Consider the following 1,932-nt stretch of genomic DNA (forward strand, 5'->3'; position numbering starts at 1 on the left):
GGACTTCATTTGTAGCATGCCTCGGCCTTATTCGAAAATGCTAACGCTTCAGATGGGGCGTCCCTTCCCCTCTAAAGCTAGCTGGCCGTCCATGGCCAGCTCACGTCATTTTCTTCAACGGCCTCAAGTTCAGAGTTGAATTTAGACTGTTGCAAGCAATATACGTAACTCATCTATGCCCCAAACCTTGTTTAAGATATGGCCTGCGGCCACGACGTTAGTGGCCGCAGGCCATAAGTACATAAGTACAAATCAAAATAACCACTTGAATCCCGGCTCAAAAGCATTACCGGGACTACGAGAAGATTGTTAATGATTAATCTTGTTGTAGTCCCGTCGATACATGTAACGTTTGTTGATTGTCTATTATGATCGCTTCGTATTCAGGTAACTCATTGATTAACGCCATGCCTTGTTGTAACCCCATCACAAAAATGGCGGTGGAAAGGGCATCCACAAAAGTTGGATTTTTGCCGATAATCGACACGCTGACAACATTGCGTGCTGAGTCGCCTGTTTTAGGATTAATAATGTGATGATAACGCACGCCGTCTTCGATAAAGTAGCGTTCGTAATCGCCAGAGGTTGAAATTGACTCATCACTTAATGGTAATTGCACCGCGGTTTTATCGTCAGCTCGAGGGTGTTTTATACCAACAAACCAAGGACGTCCGATGCGATCGCCGAGTAATGTGGTGTCGCCGCCAGCGCTGATAAGAGCATGTTCTATGCCTGAATCTTTCAATATAGCAATGCAATTTTTAACCGCATGCCCTTTAGCTATTCCGCCTAAATCAATTTTGACATCAGCATTAGCAAAACGAACTGAGGAGGTGGGTTTGTCGAGCATTACTGCTTGGTAGTTTATTGCTTTTAATGCGGTGTTAATGGCTGCTTGGTCGGGCTTTTGATGCTTACGATAATCGTATTGGTAACCTACTGAGGCGTAGGTGATATCAAACATGCCATTGGTTAATTTGGCAATATCTTGCGCATCGGTGAGTAAATCAAATAGCTCTGGGCTGATGATGACGGGTTTTGTGGCGGCATCGCGATTAATGATACTGAGTTCACTGGTGGCGATGTAAGGACTCATGGTTTGATCAATGCGCTGCATTTCTTGCTCTACAGCGGCAATTAAATTATCTGCCGTTGATGCCTCGGCAGTGTCGGGTAGCCAAAACTCAACATGGGCCAGCGTTCCCATTACATCAAAACTCTTTTGATGCCATTGAGCAAACGCAGCGTTTGAGCTGAGTACAGATAACAATAGCATGATGACTAAACTGACTATGCGCATGAAGGTATAAGCTTTCGATGTTGTGATGATAGTGGTGATTGTTGATGAATTAACGTCAATCATCAACAGTAAAAGTGAAAATAACTTTTTTGATGCTGAAAGTGCTTATTTGTACTACTCGCTATATGGGTTTTATTTGACAAAACTCTCGCTGCATCGGTCTTATTGAGGTAATTTAGCCGTATTATCGTTTAATAGAGTGTTATGTATTTTTAATGTCGGTCATGTCCTCAGCAACTCAATCAACGACACCATTAGCTGTTCAATCAGGCACTCGATCAGCTGGGTTTTCTCAGCCCTATGTTTATTTTGTGCCACTTAATGGGGCGTTATCACCTGCTGATTATGAAGCGGGTTTAGCCTTAGGTTGGTTAACTGATGACGAGGTCGTTAAGGTGAGCCGTTATAGGAGCGTGTCGGCGCGCAATAATGGTTTACAAGTACGCTTAGGGCTTCGGGCTGTGTTATCACTTCATAGTGAACTAAAGCCCAATGAGTGGCGTTTTAATTACGGTGCTAAAGGTAAACCGGCACTAACACCAGATTTGTTGGCGAAAACAGGGCTGCATTTCAATTTAAGTCACAGCGGTGAGTGGTTAATGGTTGGGATATTAATTGCTTCTAATGCCGAA

General features: G+C 43.6%; 2 protein-coding genes. One reads left to right on the plus strand and one right to left on the minus strand.

Annotated elements, in window-relative coordinates:
• Positions 1–316 precede the first annotated feature (316 nt).
• Positions 317–1,300, minus strand: coding sequence for an FAD:protein FMN transferase (locus CXF78_RS15665; protein ID WP_102037307.1), 984 nt, complete (start codon positions 1,298–1,300; stop codon positions 317–319).
• Between the two features lie 215 nt (positions 1,301–1,515).
• Here CXF78_RS15665 and CXF78_RS15670 point away from each other — a divergent pair.
• Positions 1,516–1,932, plus strand: a 417-nt coding sequence (locus tag CXF78_RS15670; protein WP_374702301.1) for a 4'-phosphopantetheinyl transferase family protein, incomplete at its 3' end; no start/stop codon positions are given.

The sequence above is a fragment of the Shewanella sp. 11B5 genome (genome assembly GCF_002836795.1).
Classification (GTDB): Bacteria; Pseudomonadota; Gammaproteobacteria; order Enterobacterales; family Shewanellaceae; genus Shewanella; species Shewanella frigidimarina.

Bases quoted from the DNA above. Each gene is read 5' to 3' on its own strand.
- CXF78_RS15665 (WP_102037307.1), bottom strand. From the start codon at position 1,300: ATGCGCATAGTCAGTTTAGTCATCATGCTATTGTTATCTGTACTCAGC.